The sequence below is a fragment of the Streptococcus sp. 21.1 genome (genome assembly GCF_016648635.1).
In the GTDB taxonomy this organism is placed as follows: Bacteria; Bacillota; Bacilli; order Lactobacillales; family Streptococcaceae; genus Streptococcus.
The window spans coordinates 272,873-293,754 of record NZ_JACLQL010000001.1 but is presented as its reverse complement, the minus strand read 5'-3'; the positions used below and the strand labels follow the sequence as shown (position 1 = coordinate 293,754).

Annotated in this window: 13 protein-coding genes; all 13 read left to right on the top strand. The window is 39.8% G+C overall.

Annotated elements, in window-relative coordinates:
- The first annotated feature begins 371 nt into the window (after positions 1-371).
- On the top strand, positions 372-2,309 hold the full coding sequence (locus tag H7U01_RS01425) for a GbpC/Spa domain-containing protein (protein WP_201040989.1): 1,938 nt from the start codon (positions 372-374) through the stop codon (positions 2,307-2,309).
- A gap of 1,299 nt (positions 2,310-3,608) precedes the next feature.
- Entirely contained in the window at positions 3,609-4,568 is a 960-nt protein-coding gene (locus tag H7U01_RS01420) for a competence protein CoiA (protein ID WP_037599542.1), read from the top strand.
- A gap of 10 nt (positions 4,569-4,578) precedes the next feature.
- Positions 4,579-6,384 carry an oligoendopeptidase F gene (pepF, locus tag H7U01_RS01415; protein ID WP_014633984.1) on the top strand — a complete coding sequence of 602 codons (1,806 nt, stop codon included), beginning with the start codon at positions 4,579-4,581 and terminating at the stop codon, positions 6,382-6,384.
- Positions 6,385-6,595: 211 nt separating this feature from the next.
- Positions 6,596-7,816: an OFA family MFS transporter gene (locus H7U01_RS01410; RefSeq protein WP_048676292.1), complete on the top strand. Its 1,221-nt coding sequence runs from the start codon at positions 6,596-6,598 to the stop codon at positions 7,814-7,816.
- 71 nt (positions 7,817-7,887) lie between these two features.
- The gene (locus H7U01_RS01405) at positions 7,888-8,595 is read left to right on the top strand and encodes an O-methyltransferase (protein WP_037599536.1); all 708 of its coding nucleotides are present in this window, start codon (positions 7,888-7,890) and stop codon (positions 8,593-8,595) included.
- A gap of 61 nt (positions 8,596-8,656) precedes the next feature.
- Entirely contained in the window at positions 8,657-9,799 is a 1,143-nt protein-coding gene (locus tag H7U01_RS01400; RefSeq protein ID WP_037599534.1) for a peptidyl-prolyl cis-trans isomerase, read from the top strand.
- 337 nt (positions 9,800-10,136) lie between these two features.
- Complete coding sequence (locus tag H7U01_RS01395; RefSeq protein WP_037599532.1) at positions 10,137-10,622, top strand: LURP-one-related/scramblase family protein; 486 nt, start codon at positions 10,137-10,139, stop codon at positions 10,620-10,622.
- Between the two features lie 24 nt (positions 10,623-10,646).
- A complete protein-coding gene (alaS, locus tag H7U01_RS01390) occupies positions 10,647-13,265 on the top strand; it encodes an alanine--tRNA ligase (RefSeq protein WP_175057084.1) in 2,619 nt (872 codons plus the stop codon).
- Between the two features lie 81 nt (positions 13,266-13,346).
- On the top strand, positions 13,347-14,384 hold the full coding sequence (locus tag H7U01_RS01385) for a hypothetical protein (protein ID WP_201040987.1): 1,038 nt from the start codon (positions 13,347-13,349) through the stop codon (positions 14,382-14,384).
- A gap of 39 nt (positions 14,385-14,423) precedes the next feature.
- Positions 14,424-15,041 (top strand): hypothetical protein, encoded by a 618-nt coding sequence (locus H7U01_RS01380; RefSeq protein WP_201040985.1) that lies wholly within the window; start codon positions 14,424-14,426, stop codon positions 15,039-15,041.
- Positions 15,042-15,977, top strand: coding sequence for a hypothetical protein (locus tag H7U01_RS01375; RefSeq protein WP_080611529.1), 936 nt, complete (start codon positions 15,042-15,044; stop codon positions 15,975-15,977).
- Between the two features lie 161 nt (positions 15,978-16,138).
- Positions 16,139-18,694: an SH3 domain-containing protein gene (locus tag H7U01_RS01370; RefSeq protein ID WP_201040983.1), complete on the top strand. Its 2,556-nt coding sequence runs from the start codon at positions 16,139-16,141 to the stop codon at positions 18,692-18,694.
- A gap of 275 nt (positions 18,695-18,969) precedes the next feature.
- On the top strand, positions 18,970-20,882 hold a 1,913-nt coding region (locus tag H7U01_RS09965), incomplete at its 3' end, for an SH3 domain-containing protein (protein WP_260318061.1).

Sequence of the window (20,882 nt, the reverse complement as noted above, 5' to 3'; positions counted from 1 at the left end):
TACTACGAAAAACGCTTAAAGTCAAGGTCTTGAAGGTGTTTTTTATGTGTTTTTAGTAATGAAGAGGTCACTTCATGATAACCCGAATATAGTAGAAAACATATGCTATCTTAGAAACAGTCCTTTATGAGAAAAAAATGAACGGCTGTAAGAAAGTAATAAGTGAAAACTCTATGAACCCCTTACGAATTACAATTAATTGTAAAGAAATGGTTAAATTATAACAAAAGTGTGTCAAACTTTAAAAACATGTAGCAAATATATAATATTTTTTTCAGAAAACTATTGCCAAATTTTGAAAATCACGGTAGTATATTAAACGGTGAAGAAAATAGGTTAATAAAATGTTAACCAAGAAGGAGAAAGTGTAAATGAAAGTCAATCCATTTAAAACAACATTGTATTCAAGCGTATTGCTTGCAGGACTCGCGGCTACAAGCGTAGCAGCTGCGGATGAAGCTAAAGATGTAACAGCAACTACTGATACTGATGCAACCGTATCAAATACGACTGCAGAATCAAGTGCTAATCTTGTTAAAACAACAGGTGATGCAGCAGTTGTCACTACAGTACCTGGAACAGAAGAAAAAACTACTACTGAAACAGATACTACTGTAAAAACAACAACTAAAGCTATTGCTGAAGTTTCAAATCCTGACTTCAATAACGCTGTTGAAGCTGCAACAACGACTGCAGCAGCATCAAAAGATTCTGCTGATGTTAAAGCTGTTCAAGATCAAGCAGCTAAAGATGCTCAAGAAGCTTCAAATACAATTGTTTCTGAAAATAAATTGACTCGTGAAGAAGCTGATGCAGCTCTTACATCTGCTAAAGCAAATGTTGTTGCAACAGGAGGATTCACAGCTACAGAAGAAGCAGGTGTGAAACACACTAGCGTCGAAGCTGCTAACAATGACAACAAAGTTCAAACAACAGCTTTGACAACTGCGGTTTCAGAATATAATCAAAAACTTGCAGATTACAAAACACAATTGGACAAATACTACCAAGACGTTCTTGCTTATGCTGCTTGGGAAAAATCATACAAGGAATATACTGGTGGAACAACAGCTCGTCTTTTGACAAAGGGCTTGGCTGAAAATGCCACTGGCTTGATTTATAAAACAGAATCTAATTCTACTATGACTGTTGAAAACTCAGCAGGTTCAGTTGACTACTTGGATAAAACAATCCAATCAGGTCACTCAGTAGATGAAATCCTTGAACAGTTCAACACATCTCGTTACATTCCAAGTGACTTCAGTGCAGCTAACGGTACACAGTACACTATCAATGCTGATGGTGAATATACTGAAGATGTATGGTTGAAAATGGCTACAGGTCAAACGTTGACTGTAACATACAACAATCTAAACGGAACATCATTCAATGGTACTCCAGTTAAGAAAATCGTTGCAACTTACACTTTGGTAGAAACACCAAGTACAGATGGTTCAGCCATTGTTAAGTTGTACCACGATCCAACTAAGACACTTTTCATTGGTTCACAAACTGACGACACTAACAAAAAACTTCACGTTAAGATGAACTTGAACTTCTTTGATTCTGAGTCATCAGTGACACCACTTGATTTGTCTAAGAACGGATCAGTTTTGAGTATCTCATCACTTAACCACTGGAACACTGAGCTTGGAAACCACATTGAAAAAGTTGGTTTGAATGGTAATGAATACGTTCAAATTCCTGGTTCATCTATCACTTTACATGAAGATGGTTATGCTTATGCAACAAATGATAACGAATTTGTGGCTAACGGTTCACGCTTTAACAGTGACCCAACAATTGATCCAACAACTGGTGAAGTTACAGATGAAGGTTGGGATGCGATTAACCCAGACGGAACACCTCGTACGAAGAATGCCTACTATGGTGCTGCTGCAACAATCTTCAAGGGTGAACCAATGGACTTCATCGTAAGCGGAAATAACCTTAACGTTCCAACTGCTTACTGGTTCGCAACTAACTCAACAGTAGTTGTTCCTGAATTGCCAGAAGAACCAAACAAACCAGTTCTTCCAAACACTGTTTCAGCAAAAGTTACTTACCACAAAAACTTTGTATCTGTTGAAGAAACAACTGAGAAACCAAAACCTCAAGTACCAACAACTCCAACAGAACCTACACCAGGTAAACCTGTAACACCAACATCAGTACCTGTAAAAGAAGAAGCTCCAGCTCTTCCAGCTACTGGTGAAAAATCAACAGCAGCTTCTGCAGCAGCAGGTGCAGCTATGGTGACATCAGCTTTAGCCTTGTTCGGTATCTCAACTTACAAACGTAAACACTAAGATAATACATAAAAAAGCTAGGAAAATTTCCTAGTTTTTTTAGTTTGGAAAAATCAAGTTAACCAGAAATAATAAAGATGAAATTTTCTGACATTTCCTAAAATTACTTGATTTAGACTGAAAAAAGAAAAATAGACATACATTTTCTAATTTTTCAAAATCGCAACTAAGGCCTATATTATGAGCTTTTCTCTATAGTTAACTATGTGTAAAATAAGGGTGTAAATATTATTTTCAAAAAATATGAAATAAATTAATTGACAAAAAATTATAATACAGTATAATAGATTGTGTTAGGAAGAGTTTGTTTTTTTGGTAGGGTGACTCCCTAGTCAAAAAGGACTAGCTTAGAATCTGGAATTCTAAGTTATCAAATTCCAATGTTTCATTGTGATGATTTAAAAAAGAGAAGATTTAAACAGCAAAAAATTAGATTAATCGATTTTAAACATCAGCATCATCGTAGCGGGAGCTAGCGGCATTTTTAATCCGTGTAGAGCAAACGACAGATTCAAAAACAGCAGAATCGGTAGAGACTAATCGTCAAAAGCGAAGAGGGAAAGAAAATAAAGCAGTAACTGCTAATATACCTATCAGAAGGTGGACTAAACCTAATGACTGATAGGTGGTATGTTTTGAGAGTGGCGTTTTTAGCCAATACTCTTCTAGGAAATAGTATCTTGTAAGCAGTATGACGTGCTGCGTAAAGAAGCTAGAGGGAAAGTTCTTCAGATTGACTGACTATCAATCACAAGATACTCTTAACTAGAAACCATTTTGGACCAACACGGTTTTGCGTTTGTTGGTATTGAACTGCACCTAGGGAAATGGTGGTTCAATGTTAGTAAATAAAGACTTTAACTTGTAAAAGTCTAAAATTGTTTTATCTCATTATCAACTCAAGGATTAAGTTTTTAGTGGGATTGCGGAACAAAAGGGTGATAAGCATATTGGGATGATGCTTCAGTGACGGAATTTGACCAGATGTTTGTGAGAGCATCTGTCTATGCTACAATAGCTATTTTTAATGGTTATGTGGGATAGAAACTGTTTTCAAAATCCTGATTCCTAGGAAAATTGGGGGATTTTCCTTGAAGAATTGAGATTGTTGAAAAGAGATCAAATGGACTGAGCGGCACTTGTATCCCAAGGTAAGCAATACACCTATAAACCTAAGTTTCCATACAGCAGGGAGCAAGTTTCAGTTTGAATGGGGGACGCATCTAGAGTAATCTAGATGTTTTTTTATTTTGTGAATTCTTTTACGAATAAGTAAGAGAGTGCACGAAGGAGAGAGTCATGTTAATTGCAAGAAATCAGGAGGGGAAGCTCGTTTCAGCTCTAGAAACCAGTTTGCAACGTAAGGAATCCTATAGCTGTCCTGGTTGCCAGGGAGTTGTTCTTCTGAGACATGGCCAGGTAATGTGTCCACATTTTGCTCATAAGTCTTTGCAAGATTGTCAGTTCTTCTCGGAGAATGAATCGGCCCAACATTTATCCCTTAAGGCAGCTTTGTATAAATCTTTGGTTAATCATGGTGAAAAAGTAAGTATTGAAAAAGTTTTGTCTGAGATGGGGCAAATTGCAGATTTATTTGTTGGCGATTCCCTGGCTCTAGAAGTTCAGTGTTCTCGGTTATCCCAGCAACGTTTGAGAGAGAGGACATGTGCCTATCACCAAGCAGGTTACGAAGTGCGTTGGCTTTTGGGTGAGGAACTCTGGTTGAATGGACGTTTAACAGACCTACAGCGGGACTTTCTCTATTTTACGGCTAAGATAGGATTTCACCTATGGGAGCTTGATTGGAAGCGTGAGGAAATTAGACTTAAGTATCTCATCTATGAGGATATTTTTGGGAAAGTCTATTATTTAACTAAGGCTTGGCCGTTAACCGAAAATCTCATGACAGTTTTACGTTTTCCTTATCAAGCAGAGCAGGTTGAGACTTATCAAGTAACTCAGCGAAAGAAGGTCTCACATGTGATTCAACGAGAATTAATTGGGAAAAATCCAAGGTGGATGAGAAGGCAGGAAAAAGCCTATCTTAAGGGAATGAATTTGTTATGCCTGTCTGATCAGGATTTTTTTCCACAAGTGAGATTTCCAGAATCTAAGCAGGGTTTTGTACAAATTAGACAGTCACTTGAAGGTTTTGAAAAGCTTTTTATGCAATATTATCGAAAAAGGCATTTTTCTTATCGACAAACTCTCTACTCTCCCACCTTTTATGCTAAAATAGTAAAGAATAGATACAATTAAGGAGAATATTATGTCAGACAATCGTGCTCATTTAGAAGAGAAATACACATGGGATTTGACGACCATTTTTGCGACAGATGCAGATTGGGAGACTGAATATGAAAGCACTGTTCAGGATTTGAAGAAGGCTAGTGCTTATGCAGGTCATCTCTTAGATTCTGCTAAGAACTTGCTTGAGGCAACAGAACTTTATATGAGCCTTATGCGTCGCTTGGAGAAAATCTATGTCTATGCGTCAATGAAAAATGACCAAGACACAACAGTAGGGCTTTACCAAGAGTACCAAGCTAAGGCCTCAAACCTTTACTCACAGTTGAGTGAAGCCTTTGCATACTTTGAGCCTGAATTTATGGCCTTGGATGATAAGAAATTAGCTGAGTTTAAAGAACAAGAGCCAGGTCTTGGACTTTATGACCACTATTTCGAACGCCTTTTGGCAAACAAGGACCACGTTCTTTCTCAAGAAGCTGAGGAGCTCTTGGCAGCAGCAGGTGATATCTTCAACGGTCCAACGGATACCTTCAATGTCTTGGATAATGCTGATATCCTCTTCCCATGGGTATCAGATGGCCAAGGGGATGTGGTTGAGTTGACGCATGGTAACTTTATCACTCTCATGGAATCTAAGGACCGTGACATTCGTAAGGGAGCTTATGAAGCGATGTATGGGACTTACGAGCAGTTTCAACATACTTATGCACAAACACTACAAGGCGTTGTCAAGGTTCACAATTACCAAGCCAAAGTTCGTCACTATAATTCAGCACGTCATGCAGCACTTGCGGCTAACTTTATTCCAGAGAGTGTTTATGACTCACTCTTGGAATCAGTGAACAAGCATTTGCCACTTTTGCACCGTTACCTTGATTTGCGTAAGAAGGTCTTGGGGCTTGATGAGCTTAAGATGTATGACGTCTATACACCACTTTCTGAGACTGAAACTGCTCTTACTTATGAAGAATCCCTCAAGAAAGCAGAAGAAGTCTTGGCAATCTTTGGTGAAGAGTATAGTAAAGGGGTTCATGCAGCCTTTACGGAACGTTGGATTGACGTTCACCCTAACAAAGGAAAACGTTCAGGTGCCTACTCAGGTGGTGCCTATGATACCAATGCTTTCATGCTTTTGAACTGGCAAGATACTTTGGACAATCTCTTTACCTTGGTTCACGAGACTGGTCATAGTTTGCATTCAACTTTCACACGTCAGACTCAACCATATGTTTACGGAGATTACCCAATCTTCTTGGCGGAAATTGCGTCTACAACCAATGAAAATATCTTGACAGAAACGCTTCTTAAAGAGGTCAAAGATGACAAGACACGTTTTGCTATTCTTAACCACTATTTGGATGGATTCAAAGGAACTGTCTTCCGTCAAACACAATTTGCTGAGTTTGAGCATGCTATCCATGAGGCAGATGCATCTGGTCAAATCTTGACAGCGGACTTCATGAATAAGCTTTACGCAGACCTCAATGAGAAATACTATAACCTCAAAGCTGAAGATAACTACGAAATTCAGTTTGAGTGGGAACGTATTCCGCATTTCTACATGAATTACTATGTCTACCAATATGCTACAGGGTTTGCGGCAGCAAGCTACTTGGCTGAAAAAATTGTTCATGGTACTGAAGAAGATAAGGAAGCTTACCTTACTTACCTTAAGGCGGGAAGCTCAGACTATCCTTTGGAAGTCATCAAGAAAGCTGGTGTTGATATGACCAATACCGACTACTTGGATGCTGCCTTCAAAGTTTTTGAAGACCGTCTCGTTGAATTGGAAGACTTGGTTGAAAAAGGTGTTCACCTTTCTTAAAAAGAAGTCACTATAAGAGAGAATCATTCTGAATCAGGATGATTCTTTTTATGTTTAAAAACGAACATTTACTAGAATATAAGTTCTAATTGATATGGAAATATATGGATGAGCATATTTATAGCCCCTAGTTTATATTCATGATAGACTAAAAACCTAACGTTTTATAGTTGATAAGTGAACAATGTTCAGAAATAGAAAGTAGGTTTTTGTGAAAACAACCAATCGTTATCTTGTAGCAACATGTGGTGTCTTACTCCATCTCATGTTGGGGTCTACCTATGCTTGGAGTATCTATCGTAATCCTATTATGGCCCAGACTGGCTGGGATCAATCTTCAGTTTCTTTTGCCTTTTCGTTGGCCATCTTTTGTCTAGGACTCTCTGCAGCTTTCATGGGGCGTCTGGTTGAAAAATTTGGTCCTAGGGTGACTGGAAGTATGTCGGCTGTTCTCTATGCTGGGGGAAATATTCTGACAGGAGTTGCCATTGCTCATGGAGAGCTGTGGATGCTTTATCTTGGTTATGGTATTCTTGGTGGTCTAGGACTGGGTGTGGGTTATATTACACCTGTTTCAACTATTATTAAGTGGTTTCCTGATAAGCGTGGACTTGCGACTGGCCTTGCCATTATGGGCTTTGGCTTTGCCTCGCTGCTAACTAGTCCCATTGCTCAATATCTGATTCAGGCACGTGGTGTTGAGCAGACCTTTTATATTTTGGGAGTCGTTTATTTTGTTGTTATGCTATTTGTCTCACAATTCATTAAACGACCAAGTGTAGAGGAAGCACAACTGTTGGCTGACAAGAGTCCAAACCGTCAGGCTGCTGATTTGAGCAAGGGAGTTACGGCTAATGAGGCTCTGAAATCATCAACTTTCTACTGGTTATGGCTTATTCTGTTTATCAATATTTCTTGTGGCTTAGCCCTTGTCTCTGCTATTTCTCCAATGGCTCAAGATATGGTTGGGATGTCAGCGGAATCAGCGGCGGTTGTTGTAGGTGTTATGGGAATCTTTAATGGTTTTGGTCGCCTTCTGTGGGCAGGCTTGTCGGATTATATTGGGCGTCCGAAGACCTTTATTCTCCTCTTTGTGGTTAATATTGTTATGGCCGTCCTCCTAATTGTCCTACAAGTGCCACTTGTCTTTGTGGTTGCGATGGCTGTTCTGATGACTTGCTACGGGGCAGGATTCTCCTTGATTCCTCCCTACCTTAGCGATATCTTTGGGGCAAAGGAGTTGGCTACCCTTCATGGTTATATTTTGACTGCCTGGGCGATGGCGGCCTTAGTGGGGCCAATGCTCTTGTCGGTAACCTACGAATTGACAAAATCATACCAGATGACCTTGCTTGTTTTCATCGCTCTTTACGTGGTGGCTTTGGTCATTGCTTACCTCTTGAAAAAGAGGGGGTTACGTCAAGTAGCCTAATGATGACGATTTGATTTATAGATAAGAAAAATCTCTAGCACTCGCTAGGGATTTTTTATATAATAAAACACATGGTTAAATCATATAGTAAAAACGCAAATCACAACATGCGACGTCCTGTAGTCAACAAGGATATTGTGGACTACATGCGAACGCATCTTCAGGAAAATAAAGGGCATTTGGCTGAACTGGAGGCCTTTGCTCGTAAGGAAAATATTCCAATTATCCAGCACGAAGTTGTTGCTTATTTCCGATTTTTGTTACAGACCTTGCAGCCTAAGAAAATACTCGAGGTAGGAACGGCTATTGGTTTTTCAGCCCTTCTTATGGCTGAATATGCGCCTGATGCTCAGATTACGACTGTTGATCGTAATGAAGAAATGATTGGTTTTGCCAAGGAAAATCTAGCCAAGTTTGACAGCCGCAAACAAATCACCTTGGTCGAAGGAGATGCAGCAGAAGTTTTGCAAGATTTGGACACTGATTATGATTTTGTCTTTATGGACTCAGCAAAGTCTAAATATATTGTCTTTCTGCCTGAAATCTTAAAACGTCTTAAGGTTGGTGGTGTCATAGTCTTTGATGATATTTTCCAAGGTGGAGATATTGCCAAAGACATTATGGAGGTTCGTCGTGGTCAGCGTACGATTTACCGTGGTTTGCATCGCCTTTTTGATGCGACCTTAGATAACCCTGGTTTGACTGCTAGTTTGGTACCTATGAGTGACGGACTTCTTATGCTTCGGAAAAATTCTGAAAATATTATCTTGCCAGATTAAGCATTATTTAAGTAAGTGTGGTATAATAACAAAGATATTGACAATTTAAGGAGTAGATAGAATGGCTAAAGAAAATGAAAACCTTGAGTCAACAGAAGAAACTGTTGAAGAGGTTGTAGCAGACAAAGACGCAGAACAAGAGCAACTTGATCGTCAAAAAGAAGAAGAGGAAAGCATCGCCCTCGCTAGTGAAAAGGCGAAAGAAAAAGCTAAACGTGCTAAAACTAAGAAAACACGTGATGCTGGTAAACCAAGTTCAGGTGGTCGCTTCCTCGGAGGTCTTGCCCTTGTAGCTGTTTCAGCCCTTGTTGGTGCTGGTGCTATGTACGTTTCTCTAGGGAACAAAACGACTGAAGAAACAACTTTGGTATCTATGAAAGGTGATACTGTTACTGTCGGTGATGTCTTTGATTCACTTAAAGGTAGCAGCCAAACACAACAAAGTGTTTTGAGTGCAACTTTGCAAAAGGCTCTTGAAAAAGAATATGGTAGCAAAGTCAGCAAAGAAGACGTAGACAAAGCTTATAAGCAAGCTTCAGAACAATACGGAGATCAATTCTCACAAGTACTAGCAGCCTATGGTCAAACAGAAGAGTCATACCGTACTCAAATCCGTACACAAAAATTGGTTGAGTACGCTGTTAACCAAGCCGCACAAAAAGATTTGACGGAAGCAAATTACAAGGCTGCCTATGATAACTACACACCAAATACAGAGGTACAAGTAGTTTCAACTACTGATAAAGCAGTGGCAGATAAGGTAGACTCTGAAGCTAAAGCAGAAGGAGCAGACTTCTCACAAGTTGCTAAAGATAACAGCTTGGAAGTGACTTCTAAGACAGTTAACTCAGCTTCTCAAGACTTCCCGACAGATGTTTTGACAGCAGCCTTCAAACAAGATGCTAATGCCGTTTCTGACGTAGTGACTGTTTCAAATAGTTCAACTGGTGCTGCAACTTACTATATCGTCAAAACTGTTTCAAAATCTGAGAAAAATGCAGATTGGAAAAACTATAAGGATGATTTGACTAAGGTTATCATCAATGGTAAGAAAGCTGATACTAACTTCACTAACTCAGTGATTGCTAAGGTCCTTAAAAAATACAATGTTAAAGTTGTAGACAAGGCCTTCAGCGCAATTCTTGACCAGTATGTGACTGGTTCTGGGGCTTCATCAAGTTCATCATCAAGCTCTAGCAAATAAATCACAAGATAGAGTTGATAATGCTATTATCAGCTTGACCTAAGACCTAAAACACGTTAAAATTAAGAGTGGCTAAAAGTTCTAATATCATGACATTTTTAGCCTTCCCTTTGAGATTGGTAATCATTGCTTCTGATACAGAAAAATGGCGGTCGTTGCGAGCCATGGACGAATCTGGTTACTTGCTACTCAAAGTTCACAATTAAAGACAAATAAGAATGACAAGTTCATTGAATGAAGGTGGTACCGCGGTTCACGTCGCCCTTCGTTTAGTGGTCTTGTCTTTTATTCTTTTAGTATTTTTTGAATGAATGTATGACATTATTGGAGGTGGCGTATGAAAACCTATTTTGTCAAACAGAAGTTTCGATTGGGCGGTGAACGATTTGATATCAAGGATGATCAAGGTCGAGTTGCCTATCAGGTAGAAGGGTCCTTTTTTAAGATTCCAAAGACCTTTACGATTTTTGATGAGGCTGGTCGTGAGGTTAGCCATATCACCAAGGAGCCTATTAGTCTCTTACCTAAATTTACGGTGGATTTACAGGATGGTTCGAGTTTTTACATTCGTAAAAAATTAACCTTTCTTCGTGATAAGTATGATGTCGATAATCTTGGCTTGCGAATAGAGGGGAATATTTGGGACCTGGATTTTCAACTGCTTAATAGTCAAGATCAGGTAGTTGCTAGGATTCAAAAGGAACTCTTCCATCTAACATCGACCTATACTGTTACCGTTTATGAAAATACTTATGCCGATTTAGCCATTTCCCTATGTGTCGCTATTGACTATGTGGAAATGCTCGAGAATAGCTCAAAATAAGAAACAAATGATTAAGGAGAAACAATGAAACAACTTACTTCAGCACAAATTCGTCAAATGTGGCTTGATTTCTGGAAATCAAAAGGTCACGCTGTTGAACCATCAGCTAACTTGGTTCCAGTTAACGACCCAACCCTTCTTTGGATTAACTCAGGGGTTGCCACTTTGAAAAAATACTTTGATGGCTCTGTGATTCCTGAAAATCCACGTATTACCAACTCACAAAAAGCTATCCGTACCAACGATATCGAAAACGTTGGTAAGACAGCTCGTCACCACACTATGTTTGAAATGCTTGGTAACTTTTCAGTTGGTGACTACTTCCGTGATGAAGCTATTGAGTGGGGTTATGAGCTTTTGACAAGCCCAGAGTGGTTTGATTTTCCAAAAGACAAACTTTACATGACTTACTATCCAGATGATAAAGATTCATACAACCGTTGGATTGCCTGCGGTGTTGAACCAAGTCATTTGATTCCAATTGAAGATAACTTCTGGGAAATCGGTGCTGGACCTTCAGGACCAGATACTGAAATCTTCTTTGACCGTGGCGAAGACTTTGACCCTGATAATATTGGTATCCGTTTGCTTGAAGAAGATATTGAAAACGATCGTTACATTGAAATTTGGAACATCGTTTTGTCACAATTCAACGCAGACCCAGCAGTTCCACGTTCAGAATACAAGGAACTTCCTAATAAAAACATTGATACGGGCGCAGGTCTTGAACGTCTTGTAGCCGTAATGCAAGGGGCTAAAACAAACTTTGAAACAGACCTCTTCATGCCTATTATTCGTGAAATCGAAAAAATGTCTGGTAAAACTTACGATCCAGATGGTGACACAATGAGCTTCAAGGTTATTGCTGACCACATTCGTTCATTGGCATTTGCCATCGGTGATGGTGCTCTTCCAGGTAATGAAGGTCGTGGTTATGTCCTTCGTCGTCTTCTCCGTCGTGCTGTAATGCATGGTCGTCGTCTCGGCATTTCTGACGCTTTCTTGTACAAACTTGTTCCAACTGTTGGTCAAATTATGGAAAGCTATTACCCAGAAGTTCTTGAGAAGAAGGATTTTATCGAGAAGATTGTTAAACGTGAAGAAGAAACCTTTGCACGTACCATCGATGCAGGTTCAAGCATGCTTGACGAGCTTCTTGCTAACCTTAAGAAATCTGGTAAAGATACGCTTGAAGGTAAAGACATCTTTAAACTTTACGATACTTATGGATTCCCAGTGGAATTGACAGAAGAGTTGGCTGAAGATGAAGGCTTCAAGATTGACCATGAAGGTTTCAAAGCTGCCATGAAAGAACAACAAGACCGTGCGCGTGCTAGCGTCGTTAAAGGTGGTTCTATGGGTATGCAAAATGAAACCCTCGCTAACATCACTGAACCATCTGAGTTCTTGTATGAAGCGGAAACTGCTGAAAGTCGTTTGAGCGTAATCGTTGCTGATGATGCTCGTCACGATAGTGTTAACTCTGGTCAAACCCTCCTTGTCTTTGAACAAACACCATTCTACGCTGAAATGGGTGGACAAGTAGCGGACCACGGTACAATCTCAGATGCAGCTGGTACAGTCGTTGCGCGTGTTGTTGATGTTCAACGTGCACCAAATGGACAAGCTCTTCACACTGTTGAAGTTGAAGGTGAACTTGTTGTAGGAGCTAACTACAAACTTGAAATTGACCACACACGTCGTCACCGTGTCATGAAGAACCACACAGCGACTCACCTCTTGCACGCTGCCCTTCATAACATCGTCGGTGATCATGCTGTTCAAGCCGGTTCTCTTAACGAACAAGAATTCTTGCGTTTCGACTTCACTCACTTTGAAGCTGTAACTCCAGAAGAATTACGTGCTATCGAAGAACAAGTTAACGAAGAAATCTGGAAAGCTACTCCAGTAACAACTATTGAAACAGACATTGACACTGCTAAATCAATGGGAGCTATGGCCCTCTTTGGTGAAAAATATGGTAAGAATGTTCGTGTCGTTTCAATCGGTGATTACTCTGTTGAGCTTTGTGGTGGTACGCACGTTGCCAACACTGCTGAAATCGGTATGTTCAAGATTGTCAAAGAAGAGGGTATCGGTTCAGGAACACGCCGTATCTTGGCAGTGACATCACGTGAAGCTTACCTTGCTTACCGTGAAGAAGAAGATGCCCTCAAAGCAATCGCAGCAACACTTAAAGCACCACAATTGAAAGAAGTGCCTAACAAGGTTGCTAGCCTTCAAGAGCAATTGCATGCCCTTCAAAAAGAAAATGCTGCGCTTAAAGAAAAAGCAGCAGCTGCAGCAGCTGGTGATGTCTTCAAAGACGTTAAAGAAGCTAACGGTGTTCGTTACATTGCTAGCCAAGTGGAAGTTTCTGACGCAGGTGCTCTTCGTACCTTTGCTGACCAATGGAAACAAGCAGACTACTCTGATGTCCTTGTCCTTGCAGCTCACATTGGCGAAAAAGTTAATGTTCTTGTAGCAAGCAAGTCTAAAGATGTTCACGCAGGTAATGTTATCAAGGTTCTCGCACCAATCGTATCAGGTCGTGGTGGTGGTAAACCAGATATGGCCATGGCCGGTGGTAGCGATGCCAATGGTATCCAAGATCTTCTTTCAGCAGTAGCAGAACAGCTTTAAGATGTGATACAATAAAAGTAACTTGAAAAGATAGGATGAAAATCCTATCTTTTTTAATAGATTCACATTTTTTGGGGGATTATGGAAGATAAAAATGTTAGGGATTTTAACGATGTGCTTATATTCATAATTACAGTCTTTTTCTCGTTTTGTTTTTCACTGATGTATATTGAGTGGCAAAATTCTTATAATCAACAAACTGACCGCTATTTAAATGGTTATGCTTATGTGACAGGTTTCAGTTCGGTTGATGCCTATGTGAAATTAACAGATCCTGATGTTCTAGCTGTCCAATCAACTGGCAATATCCAATATTCCGATAACTATATGATGTCTCAAAACTATCGTTATCATGATTCTTTTAAAAACACAGAGAAAACATCTCAAAAGGATAATCAATATTATCGTCTATCTATATATGATGTTAATGACACTAGTAATCAACCGATTGAGGTAGACCTTTTTAAGTTTGTACCGGAGTTAAAGAAAGGTAAAGAGATTAGAAATCTTAAAGCAAAGCTTTATGAAGAGAATCAGAAAGCCTATGTTCTTGTTACTTTTGAAGGCACAAAGGTAGGGCAAAATCGTGAGCCTGCTTATACTTTTGAGGTTTCAAAAGATGATAAAACATTAAAGCAAGTAAGCAATTTTTCAGACACTAGTCTTTATGATATCGATACTATCCCAAAAGATACTATCCCAAAACAGGAACAAAGTGTAAAAGGCTATTTACCTCAGACTATTGGGATTATCAATAATCTTGGTAATAATCTTTTATCTAATGTTCATACTTTAGATTCGGGACGTGTTGCTATTAGTGTTGGGGCTTTTGATGGTACATCGAGAACGATTTATGACCAAAATTCTAAACTTCTAGAGATGGCTAAAAATGATAGTTATCAATTGGTAGTTACAGATAGTTTTTGTAATGATCAGGCAAAGACCCAAAGTCTTTTGGATTTATACAAAGAAGATGGTAAGACTAGTTTTGTAGACGGCTTGGTAGCTAAAGCAGATACAACAATTGATGGACAAGAACACCTCTTGTCAAATTTTCAGGATTTTGACAGATGGATATATCGAAACGTCAGCTTGACAAGAAAAGAGTTTAAATCTTGAGAGGATGTTCAAGCCATTTTATATGATCCGAATTCAACCTTGCTTCCGATTGGTGTTAACGCCTTAGATAATAGTCTCGTAATTTACGATTTAGCTTCAGGGCCTTTATATAGTTTTTATACTTATAGTATAGGTTCTGAAACAAGTAAACTAAAGAAAAGTATCGAACTAATTCAAAATTGGAGAGCTGGTTTTAAGGAGAATGAGGTCGTTAAGGAATTGTATTATGAGCAATACTATAGGAGTGACTACAGCCCCTATATAGAACGTATTGATACTGCAAATGCGAACCAAGAACCCAAACAAATCTTATTTATGCAAGAGAGTATTTTTGAATTGCTTCAATCAAATCCCTTTGAAAATGCGATGAAAGAGGGTAAAGATGCTTTCAACCGTATTATTAATGAAGGAGCACCTGTTGGTCTGTATTCCATTCTTGATGTACCTAGGGATGCTATTGATAATGAATCGTTTAACATTAGTCCAGATATGGTACAAAGGGGTTATCTTTTAGGTACAACTCCAAGTAATCAAGCGAAAGAAAAATATGGCATTAACGAATTTGAAGGTCCGAGAACACAGGCAGTGTCTAATAGTATGTCTTTTGTTCAAAATGGTAAGGCCATAACAGTAATAATCCCAAGGGAGGAAGAGTAGATGGCTTTAATTAAAGAGCTTTTCAAAGATAAAGTGAGAATCGTGATTATTCTTCTAGGAGCATTACTTGGCTTCTATCTTGCTTATAGGCACAAACCCATAGAGTCATATTCACATAAAATTGAAACCATTAAGAGATCCACTCCTCTTCGAGATATTCGAACGGTTCAGGACAATGTACTGTATCTTCCTGAAAATCAAAATTATGTCGCCTTGACTAAAGATTATCTGATACTATTTGATGAATACTACCATAGGGGTGAAGATATTAGGGATAACTATGACATCACTGATAAGGATTACTACAAGGTGATGATTTATAACCCTTTTAACACCAAGAAGATTTACAAAAAATGGGATGTCTTGAAAATCTTACGAAAGGATTTTCCTGAAGAATATGTTAGTGATCTGGATCTTGACAAGGATATCAGTGGGAAAAGTTATCTTATCGTAACTACTTTGATTACTAATTCTGGTGGAGAACGTGATAGAATTGGCCGACGAAGGGTCTTTGATTTTGAGACTGGCAAGTTCGTGACGGGAGTTGCTATTCAAGGTGGAGTAGATAAAGATGATAAACAGATTTACAAACGAGACTATTTTAGTAAATCGCTAAATGAAAGATTAGATTATTATGGACTTCGTATTCGGAATAGATCTAATGCAGTATTTCTAGAGTTGTCTGACCCAAATACTTTTAGAATTAGGGAATTAAACATCAGTTCCAATAAAGAACTTATGACAATTCTGAACAAGGAAGTTTCTGGAGAGTTGGTCTTCTTTGGAGATGATGCTCTAGAGCAGGTTTCTCATTTGCTAGCTAAGCCAGATCAGACGGATATGCTTAGTGGAACAAAACTTTCAGCTTCTGAGTCAAAGGATGGACAAGAGCATGATATCGCTTCGCTTCAAGACTATAATACCTGGGCAGAGTAAAAACATTATTGAAGAGCTGAACTTTCAGCTCTTTTTTCATGCTTAAAAAAGTTTAGTAATAATATTGAAATAATTGTAAAAAATATTTCAAAGGGGTATAATAGAAATATGAAAACGGTTCCAATTTTTATCAAACAGCCTAGAAAGTGAGAGTGATCAAAATGAGAAAGGCATATGTTTTTAAGGAACGTCAACGTTACTCAATACGTAAATATTCTTTTGGAGCTGCATCAGTCTTGATTGGTGCGAGCTTGATGCTTGGTGGACATGCTTTGGCTCAGGAACAAGCCAATAGCGTAAATTCCAGCAAGGATTATGAAGTTTTTGTAAATAATTCTGAACCACTTCAAATCGACCAGGCAACTTCAGAAGCTGTTACCGATGTCCTCAATCAACCAGTTTCAAGATCTGAAGCACCAAGACCTAAGCTTGCTAGCAGTGAAGTTGCTTCTTCTGAAGCTAGTAGTGTAGTAGCTAGCGAGGCTGCTTCTTTGGAAGTACCGGCAGAGGTTGCTCATTCTGCATCTGCTGTCGCTTCTGTTTCTAAATCAGAAGTGGCTAATCCACGTTCTGAAGTGTCATCAGTAGCTAGCTCTGAAGCAGCAAGTGAGACTAACCGTTCAGCAAGTTCAGAAGTAGCAGAAACTAGAGTTACTGACCGTGAAGCTGTAGATACTCCTCAACCTGGTGTGGATGGTCCTGTGACTGCTGATGGTTCTCTTGATATTCTATCAAACGGTACTTTCTATTTCCGTCGTACAACTGAAATTCGTACAGCGCCTATCATGGATATCAAACCTACCTTTGTCTTTAGTGCAGGCGACCATGTTATATATGATAAGGTCTTGAAGAGAGACAATCATCAATGGATTTCTTACATTGGCTACGACTATGAACGCTACTACGCTGATATCGCAGCATTGAAGGCTGAAAACACTAATAGCACCACTGAAGCAACTAGAGATGAAGTCATCCCTGAACGTGGTACTTATTACTTCACTAAACCTGCAGATGTGAAGAACCAACCTAGCTTGACTGCCAAGACTGAGTTCAATTTTGATCCGGGCATGTCAGTCAACTATGATAGATCTTTGCTTGCGGACAACCACCGTTGGATTTCTTATGTGTCCTACAATGGTACTCGTCGTTACGTTGACCTAGGTGCCGCTGCAGAGGCTGTAGCTAAACCAAGAGGCGATATCGCTATTGAAAGTCATGACAATGGTGACTTTAGTGTAGTTATCAGTAATGTTTCAGACCAAAACGGTATCCTTGGGGTATCTGTACCAATCTGGTCTGAAAAGAATGGTCAAGATGATATCATCTGGTACAATGCGACTCGTCTTAACAATGGTAACTACAAGGTTAACGTCAGTCTAACTGACCACAAGAATGAACGTGGTCTCTACAATGTTCATCTTTACTATGTTGAAACTAATGGTAAATTAGTTGGTGTGGGCGGCACAACTTACACAGTTCCTGCTAAGGTTGAAGAAACTCATACAACTACTAGCTATAGCCTTCCTGATGCAGGAACTTACACCTTCAAAGAACGCTCTAGCATTAAGGCAGAACCTCGTGTGGCAAGTCCAGAGTTAGCCTACTACGATGCTGGTATGTCAGTCAACTACGACAAGATTGTCAGTGGTGATGGTTACCAATGGCTTTCTTACCTCAGCTACAATGGCAACCGACGTTATGTAGCTGTGGCTAAACTTGCTCAACAAGAAAGCAAACCAAGCGGTACTATCAATATTGAAAACCTCTCTAACCTCGGTTTTGACGTTCATATCACTAATGTTTCTGGTGGTGACAAGGCTATCCAAGGCGTAAGTGTTCCAGTTTGGACAGCTAAAGACGGCCAAGACGATCTTGTATGGCACCAAGCTAGCAGACAAAGTGATGGTAGCTACAAGGTTCGTATCAATGTTAGTGACCATAAGGCCGAAGCAGGCGAATACATCGTCCATCTCTACTATGTCCAAGACGGTAAGATGGTAGGTATCGGAGGCACTAGCACAACTGTTCCAGTTCAAAATGCAACCCGCCACAACCTTCCAGCTTCAGGTTCATATACCTTTACCGCTCGTACTGGCATCAAGACTCAACCTTTGGTAGCCAACCCAGATGTTAGCTACTACGATTCAGGCATGTCAGTCAACTATGACAAGGTTGTCAATAATGACGGCTATACATGGCTTTCTTATCTCAGCTATTCAGGACATCGTTTCTATGTGGCTATCGCACCAACGAGTGTGACTAAACCTGTAGAACAACCTGTTCAACCAAGCACACCATCATCTGGTACTTATACTTTCAAGGAACGCTCTAGCATTAAAGCAGAACCAAGTGTAGCGAGTCCAGAGTTGGCTTACTATGATGCTGGTATGTCCGTTAACTATGACAGATTGGTGACTGCAGATGGTCACACATGGCTCTCTTATGTTAGTCATGGAGGCAACCGCCGTTACATTGCCATTGATGGTAAGGCAACAGCAGTTGCTCAACCAGCAAGTCCAAGCCTAGCTGCAACTGGCACTTATACCTTTACCAAACCTAGCTCTATCAAAGCTCAACCAAGTGTTGCTAGTCCAGAGTTAGCCTACTATGATAAAGGCATGTCTGTTCGCTATGACAAGGTCCTTACAGCCGATGGCCATACCTGGTTGTCTTATGTAACCTATAGCGGTGCAAGACGCTATGTGGATATTTCTTAAGAGTTGTAACATCACTCTCTTTTGAGGGTGGTGTTTTTTATATTTTTTCCACTTTTCCTAACAAAATTACGAATAAATAAGTATGGCTTGCTTCGGCTTTCGATTATGACAAAAAATGGACAGTTTATGATTTAGATGTGTACAAGTCAAATAAATTTGGTATACTAATGGACAAGTGAGAAATATTTAGTAATATTCTGTAAAATACTTGTAATATTTGTCACTGAGTGTTACAATCAACCAGTAATATTAATTCGATAGAGAGAAATAATAATATGAAACGAGAAAAATTTTTACACGAACAACAACGTTTTTCAATTCGTAAATATTCTTTTGGGGCTGCGTCAGTTCTTTTAGGAGCTAGTTTGGTCTTTGCGGGTCAAGCTTTGGCTGACGAACACCATGAAGCTGCAACGACCTCAGATGCCACTTTGCGTGCGACTTCAGATAGTGATGCCGTAACAGCGGCTGATATTTTCAGTGGCGTAGCAACTAATGGAGTGGCATCAAGTGAGAAAGCTAGCGAAACCTCAACAACGAGTCAAACAGCCAGTGAAGTTGCTACTAGCGAAGCTAGAAGTGAAATGAGTGCTTCACAAACAGCTGATAAAGCATCTGAAACTGCAGTTGCCCCTTCAGCTGTGGAAAATCGCACAAATTTAGCTGAAAAAGATGCTAATCTTGATGTATCTAGTATGGTGAGAGCAGCTGTCAATACTAGTTTGGTGAGCCAACCAGCTACAACTACAGACAGCGACCTTCCAAGTCAAGGAACTTATGTCTACAAGGAACGTACAGAGATTAAGAATCAACCCAAGGTGTCTGCCAAGGCTGAATTTTATGTAAATCCAGGAGACAGCGTCCTTTACGATCAAGTCGTGACGGCTGACGGCTATCAATGGATTAGCTACAAATCATACTCTGGCGTGCGTCGTTATGCGCCAGTGAAACCAGTGGCAGCTGGTAGTGGTAACGGTAATAGTGGTAATGGGGATGGTAAGCCTTCTAATGGCACTCAAGCCACAACAGGTGCTTTGAACATCCCAGCGACAGGAACTTTCTACTTTACACGTGACACAGATATTAAGAAAGAACCAAAAGCAGACCTCAAATCTACTTTTGTTTTCAGTAAGGGTGACCATGTTATCTATGACAAAGTTTTGACTGCGGATAATCACCAATGGATTTCTTACCTTGGTTATGACTATGTTCGCTATTATGCAGATATTGCGACTTTGACACCTGCCAAAGCTGAAACACCAACTGTTAAACCAACAGAGACTAATCAAGCAAAACCAGAAACTACTGGTGCTGAAAAGCTTCCAGCAAGCGGTACTTATAATGTGACACGTAGCTTGAATGTTAAAAACGAACCTAAGGCTTCTGCAGAAACGCTTTATACCTTGGAAAAAGGCTACAAAGTGAACTATGACAAGGTCTTGACTGCGGATAACCATCAATGGATTTCTTACATCAGTTACAGTGGTACACGTCGTTATGTGGATATTGCGACCTTGAAAGCTACTGAGTCTAAACCACAAGAAAACCGTGTTTCTGGTAACCTTACCATCAATAACCAAACCTCTAATGGCTTTGATGTTGTCGTAACCAATGTTTCAGGTGGTGGCAAGACAGTTCGGGAAGTCCGTGTCCCAATCTGGTCAGATAAAAATGGTCAAGATGACCTCACTTGGTATCATGCCGATAAACAATCAGACGGTAGCTACAAGGTTCATGTAGATAAAGCCAGCCACAAGGGCGATGCTGGTACCTATTCTGTCCATCTTTACTACATGTTGGATGGTAAGCGAACTTATATTACCGAAACTACAGCTACAGTCCCTGAATCTCAAGTAACAGGAAAATTGACGATTACCAACCAAACGTCTAATGGCTTTGATGTTGTCGTAACTAATGTTTCAGGTGGTGGCAAGGCAGTCCAAGAAGTGCGTGTTCCAATTTGGTCAGATAAAGATGGTCAAGATGACCTCACTTGGTATCATGCTGATAAACAATCAGACGGTAGCTACAAGGTTCATGTAGATAAAGCCAGTCACAAGAGCGATGCTGGTACCTATTCTGTCCATCTTTACTATATGTTGGATGGTAAACGAACTTATATTACCGAAACTACAGCTACAGTCCCTGAATCTCAAGTAACAGGAAAATTGACTATCGACAACCAAAC